The organism is uncultured Nevskia sp. (genome assembly GCF_903885465.1).
In the GTDB taxonomy this organism is placed as follows: domain Bacteria; phylum Pseudomonadota; class Gammaproteobacteria; order Nevskiales; family Nevskiaceae; genus Nevskia.
This window is the reverse complement of the sequence record NZ_CAISIQ010000551.1, coordinates 1-6,186: the sequence shown is the minus strand read 5'-3', so window position 1 is coordinate 6,186 and position 6,186 is coordinate 1. Positions and strand designations below refer to the sequence as shown.

Annotated in this window: 4 protein-coding genes; 2 read left to right on the top strand and 2 right to left on the bottom strand. The window is 66.9% G+C overall.

The annotated features are described in order from the left end of the window. Positions 1-1,208 (bottom strand): efflux RND transporter permease subunit (locus QZY06_RS21330; protein WP_295688082.1); only part of this gene is annotated, 1,208 nt, incomplete at its 3' end. Positions 1,209-1,218: 10 nt separating this feature from the next. Further along, positions 1,219-2,478 (bottom strand): efflux RND transporter periplasmic adaptor subunit, encoded by a 1,260-nt coding sequence (locus tag QZY06_RS21325; protein WP_295688081.1) that lies wholly within the window; start codon positions 2,476-2,478, stop codon positions 1,219-1,221. A gap of 193 nt (positions 2,479-2,671) precedes the next feature. Here QZY06_RS21325 and mprF point away from each other — a divergent pair, with 193 nt between their 5' ends. Together mprF and QZY06_RS21315 are read left to right on the top strand one after the other, a co-directional pair. Beyond that, positions 2,672-5,239 (top strand): bifunctional lysylphosphatidylglycerol flippase/synthetase MprF, encoded by a 2,568-nt coding sequence (gene mprF, locus QZY06_RS21320; protein WP_295688078.1) that lies wholly within the window; start codon positions 2,672-2,674, stop codon positions 5,237-5,239. Next, positions 5,236-6,186, top strand: a 951-nt coding sequence (locus QZY06_RS21315) for an AcvB/VirJ family lysyl-phosphatidylglycerol hydrolase (RefSeq protein ID WP_295688076.1), incomplete at its 3' end; no start/stop codon positions are given. The genes mprF and QZY06_RS21315, both read left to right, overlap by 4 nt.

The following is a 6,186-nucleotide window of genomic DNA, read 5'->3' as shown; positions in this document are numbered from 1 at the left end:
GCGTCGTCGACGACGAAGCCGGTGGCGATGGTCAGCGCCATCAGGGTCAGGTTGTTGATCGAGAAGCCGGCGAGGTACATGACGCCGAAGGTGCCGACCAGCGACAGCGGCACCGCCACGCTGGGAATCAGCGTCGCCGGCACGCTGCGCAGGAACAGGAAGATCACCATCACCACCAGGCCGATCGCCAGCAGCAGCTCGAACTCGGTGTCGTCCACCGAAGCACGGATGGTGGTGGTGCGGTCGGCGATGATCTGCACATCGAGTGCCGATGGCAGCGAAGCCTGCAACCGCGGCAGCAGCGCTTTGACCCGGTCGACGGTCTCGATGACGTTGGCGCCCGGCTGCCGCTGCACGTTGAGAATCACGCCCGGCAAACGATCGGCCCAGGCCGCGAGCAGACGGTTCTCGGCGTCATCGACGACCACGGCCACATCATTCAGCCGCAGCGGCCGGCCGTTTTTCCAGGCGAGGATCAGGTTCTTGTATTCGGCGGCCGAGCGCAGCTGATCGTTGGCGTCGATGGTCGAGGCGCGCTGGGCACCATCGAAGCTTCCCTTGGCCTGATTGACGTTGGCGGTGGTGATCGCGCTGCGGACATCGTCCAGCGACAGGCCCAGCGAGCTGAGCTTGCTCGGATCAGCCTGAATGCGCACCGCTGGCCGCTGGCCACCGGCGATCGCCACCAGACCGACACCGGTGAGCTGCGAAAGCTTGGGCGCCAGCCGGTTCTCGGCGAGGTCGTGGACCTGGGTCACCGGCAGCGACTTCGAGGTGATCGCCAGGGTCAGGATCGGCGCATCGGCGGGATTGACCTTGGCGTAGACCGGCGGCACTGGCAGATCGTCCGGCAGCAGATTGGTCGCCGCATTGATCGCCGCCTGCACTTCCTGTTCGCCGATATCCAGCGCCAGGCCCAGCGAGAAACGCAGAGTGATCAGCGAAGCGCCACCGGAACTGGTGCTGGTCATCTGGCTCAGGCCCGGCATCTGCCCGAACTGCCGTTCCAGCGGCGCGGTGACCGTGGTGGCGATGACGTCCGGGCTGGCGCCGGGATAGAGCGTGGTCACCTGGATGGTGGGGTAATCGACTTCCGGCAGTGCCGACAGCGGCAGCAGGCGATAGGCCAGCAAGCCGCTGAGCAGGATCGCGACCATCAGCAGCGAAGTGGCGACCGGACGCTCGATGAATAGACGGGAGGGATTCATCGTCGGCGGCTCAGTTCGGAGCCGCGTTGCCCGACGCCGGTGGCTTGTTGCCGCGGCCGTGATGCGGCCGGTCACCGGCGGCACCGGCCGGCGTCGAGGCCGGATCGGCGCTGGCGATCACGTCCACTTTCGAGCCTTCGTGCAGGCGGTCGACACCATCGACGACCACTTGCTCGCCGGCTTCCAGCGGGCCGGTGACCGCAACCTGATCGCCATCGACCGCGCCTTGCACCACCGGCCGCACGCTGACCGTCTGGTCCGGCCCCAGCGCGTAGACATAGAAGCCCTTGGCGCCGCGCTGCACGGCGGCCTGCGGCACCACCAGCGCGTCCTTCAGCACGTCCAGCTGCAGACGCACGCTGACTGCCTGGTTGGGGAACAGCGCGTCGTCGTCGTTGGCGAACAGCGCCTTGACCCGGATGGTGTCGGTGCTGGCATCGATGGCGTTGTCCAGCGTATCGACCCGGCCGACGGCGAGCCGCTGCCGACCGGCGCTGTCCCAGACTTCCACCGGAATCGCCTGCTTGCCGCGCAGCTGCTGCATCAGCGCGGTGACGTGGATGGCGGGCACCGCGAAGGTCAGGGTGATCGGGCGCGTCTGGGTGATGCTGACGATGCCGTTCGGATCGCCGGGCTGTACCAGGTTGCCGAGGTCGGCCTGCTTCAGGCCGGCGCGGCCGGTGATCGGTGCGACGACCTTGGCGTAGGTGACTTGCAGGCGCGCGGTTGCCAGCGCGGCCTCATCGACCTGGGTGGTGCCTTCCAGCTGATGGACCAGCGCTTCCTGGGTATCGAGCTGCTGCTTGGGAATCGCATCCTTGCTGAGCAGATCGCGATAGCGGAGCAGATCGACTTCAGCACCGGCGAGCTGCGCCTTGTCCCGCGCCAGCGCGCCGTCGGCCTGCTGGGCAGCTGCGGCGAATGCGCGGGGATCGATCTGGGCGATCGGCTGGCCGGCTTCCACCTGCTGGCCTTCGCGAAAGTTCAGGCTCTGCAGCACACCGCTGACCTGGGCGCGGACCACGGCCGTGTTCGACGCCGCCATGCTGCCGATCGCGGCGACCATCACCCGCACGTCCTGACGCTTGACCGGGCTTGCGGAAACCGCCTGCGGTGGGCCGCCGCCGTGACGGCCGGACGCCGTGGCAACAGCAGCGTCGTCAGCCGGCGCGCGTGATGACCAGGCCCACAGGCCACCGCCGGCCGCGATCAGCAGTACGACGACCAGGAGTCGGGGCAGGGAGAGTAGGGGGCCTGCGTTCTTGCGCATGATTCCAGGGAGAGTTGTGTGAACGGCCATGCCGGTTTCGGCTTTGCCAAGGCAGACTGCCTGCGGCAAGGCCCGGGCGTGTTTCAGATGGCGGCGCAGACTGTTGCAAATGACATCCGCGATCACGGCCGTCACACCACGAGGGACCGGGGAGTGCGAAACTTCCGGCCATCGAAGAGAAAAATCACAATCTATGACTCCAATCCAGATGGAGCGCTTGTCGTCGTGGGGCCAACGCTGGCGTCACTGGTTGCTGGGAGGTTTTGCGGTGCTGGTGGCGACCTTGCTGTTCGAGGCGTTGCGCCACCTGATGGCCGAAATGAGCTACGCGGAAGTGATCCAGGCGGTGCAGGACACGCCGCCGCGAGCGATGCTGCTGGCGATCATGGCGACAGCGCTGAGCTATCTGGCGCTGACCGGCTACGACCACTCCTCGCTGCGCTATGTCGGTGCCAAGGTCGCGTATCCGGTGGTCGCCAAGACCGCGTTCATCGCCTATGCGCTGGCCAACACCATCGGTCTTGGCGTGCTCACCGGCGGCGCGGTGCGCATGCGTCTGTACGGGGCGGCCGGTGTCGAGGCCGGGCAGATTTCCCGGGCGATCGCTTTCAATGCCGCGGCCTTCGGCATCGGCGTGACCGTGGTCGGCGCTGCTGCGCTGCTCTGGGGAGCGACCGCAGTGGCACCGGTCGCCCATCTGCCGGTGCTGGCCCTGCGGGTCATCGCGGCGCTGATCCTGGCCGCCGCCGCCGGACTGTTGCTGCGCTGCTTCCAGTACAAGACGCAGCCTGCGGGCGAAACGAGCACGCGACGCCTGCCGTCCGGATCGCTGGCGCTGCAGCAGCTGCTGTTCTCGGCGATCGACATCGCCGCTTCGGCGGCCGTGCTCTGGCTACTGCTGCCGGCCGGTGCGGTCGGCTTTCCGGCCTTTGTCGGCTTTTACGCGATCGCCACGGTGCTCGGCATCCTCAGCCACGTGCCCGGTGGCCTCGGTGTCTTCGAGGCGATCATGCTGGTGGCGCTTGGCGGTCACGTGCCGACCGAAACCCTGGCCGGCGCGCTGCTGCTCTATCGCGTGATCTATTACCTGCTGCCGCTGCTGGTGGCGCTCGGCCTGCTGGTGATCTCGGAGCTGCAGCGCGGCGTCGCCGCACCGGTGACCCGTGCCGCAGCGGGTCTGGCTCCGCTGCTGCTGGCGGCCTACACCCTGGTGATCGGCGTGCTGCTGCTGGTCTCCGGCGTCACGCCGGCGACCGATGCCGCCACCGAGCTGCTGTCCCTGCATGTGCCGTTGCCGCTGGTCGAAGCCGCGCATTTCCTTGGCAGCATCGCCGGCCTGGGTTTGCTGTTCGTCGCGCGCGGCATGCTGCTGAGGCTGGATGCCGCCTGGTGGGCTGGCCTGTTCCTGGCGGCGGTGAGTCTGGTGCTGTGCTTGCCGAAGGGCATTGCCTTGTCGGAAGCGAGCTTGCTGAGCGTGCTGGTCGCAGCACTGGCGCTGTCACGCAAGCAGTTCACCCGCAAGGCTTCGCTGCTGGCGCAGCCGTTCACCGGCGGCTGGCTGCTATCGGTCGGTGCCATTCTGGCGGCGCTCACCGGGCTGCTGTTGTTCGCTTATCAGGACGTCGAATACCGCCGCGATCTGTGGTGGCAGTTCGAGTTCGATGGCCACGCGCCGCGCTCGCTGCGGGCGCTGGTCGCGGTAGCGCTGGTGGCGCTGGCCATCGCCGTGCGCCAGCTGCTGCGGCCACCGCAGGGCAAGCTGGTGAAGACCGATGAAACCTCGCTGAGCAATGCCGAAGCGATCATCCGCCAGCAGGATTCGGCCGATGCCTGCCTGGCATTGATGGGCGATAAGCAGCTGTTGTTTTCCGAGTCTGGAAAAGCCTTCGTGATGTTCGGCCGCCACGGCCGTTCCTGGGTGTCGCTGTTCGATCCGGTCGGCCCGCAGAGCGAATGGCCGGAGCTGGTCTGGCGCTTCCTGGAGCGCGCTCGCGAATCCGGCGGCCGCGCCTCGTTCTATCAGGTGCGGCCGCAGACCTTGCCGGCCTATCTCGACGCCGGCCTGCGGGTGTTCAAGCTGGGCGAAGACGCCCATGTGTCCTTGCCGGATTTTTCGCTGAAGGGAAAAGCACGCGCCAACCTGCGCCAGGGCGTCAATCGTGCCGAACGCGAAGGCCTGAGCTTCGAGGTGATTCCGGTTGCCGGCGTGTCGCAGGTGATGGCCGAGATCAAGGCGATCTCCGACGCCTGGCTCGGCGAGCACAACACCGCCGAGAAAGGCTTTTCGCTCGGCGCTTTCGACGAAGCCTATGTGCGGCGCCAGCCGGTGGCGCTGGTACGCCAGGGCACGCGAGCCGTGGCCTTTGCGACGCTGATGTCGACCGAGCGCAGGATCGAAGCCTGCGTCGATCTGATGCGCCATCTGCCGGATGCGCCACGTGGCTCGATGGACTATCTGTTCGCCCAGCTGATGCTGCATTTCCAGGCCCAGGGCTTCCTGCGCTTCGGCCTGGGGATGGCGCCGCTGTCCGGCATGGCGGAACATCCGCTCGCCCCGAACTGGCATCGTTTCGGGCGCTTGCTGTTCTCGCACGGCGAGCACTTCTACAACTTCCAGGGACTGCGTGCGTTCAAGGAAAAATTCGATCCGATCTGGGAGCCGCGCTATCTCGCGTCCCCGGGCGGCGTGGCGCCGCTGATCGTGCTGACCGACACTGCCGCGCTGATCAGCGGCGGTCTGAGAGGAGTCATTGGCAAATGAGGCAGATGAAAGGGTTGCTGCGCGCGGCGGTCATTGCCGGCTTGCTGCTGAGCGGGCCGCTGCAGGCGCAGGAAAAGGTTTCCCACGGCCGCTTCAAGGACGTGACGCTGTACAAGCCCAAGGGCGAGGTCAAGTCCTTCGTGCTGTTCCTGTCCGGCGATGCCGGCTGGGACAAGAACGTCGCCGGCATGGCGCAGGCCCTGGTCGACGAAGGCGCAATGGTCGCCGGCGTCAGCATGCCGCAGCTGGTCGGCGAGCTTGAAAAGGACGGCGGCCAGTGCGTGTTCCCGGACGGCGATCTGGAAAACCTGTCGCACTACCTGCAGGGCTACGCCAAGCTGTCGACCTATTTCACGCCGACTCTGGTCGGCTATTCCTCCGGCGCCACGCTGGCCTACGCGATGGCGGTGCAGGCGCCGCCTGGCACCTTCGCCGGTGCAATTTCGCTGGGCTTCTGCCCGGATCTGGAAATTCGCAAACCGCTGTGCAAGGGCGAGGACGTGCAGTTCACCCGGCGCAAGAACGGCAAGGGTGTCGACCTGCTGCCCACCAAGAAGCTGCGCGTGCCCTGGATCGCGCTGGCCGGCGATATCGATCAGGTCTGCAAGGCCAAGCCGATCCGCGATTTCGTGGTCCAGGTGCCGGGTGCCGAACTGGTCACCTTGCCGAAAGTCGGTCATGGCTTCTCGGCCCCCGACAACTGGCTGCCGCAGTACCTCAACGCCTACCGTTCGCTGACCAAGAAGCAGGTCGCCGAGGCGCCACCACCACCGCCACCGAGCCTGGGTGATCTGCCGATCGTCGAAGTCGCCACCAAGATTCCGGGCGATACCTTTGCCGTGCTGCTGTCCGGCGATGGCGGCTGGGCCGGGCTGGACAAGGAAGTGGCCGATGCGCTGTCGGCGAAGGGCATCCCGGTCGCCGGCATCGATTCGCTGCGCTACTTC

Coding starts and splice junctions, on each gene's coding strand:
- QZY06_RS21325 (WP_295688081.1), bottom strand. CDS start 2,478: ATGCGCAAGAACGCAGGCCCCCTACTCTCCCTGCCCCGACTCCTGGTC.
- mprF (WP_295688078.1), top strand. CDS start 2,672: ATGACTCCAATCCAGATGGAGCGCTTGTCGTCGTGGGGCCAACGCTGG.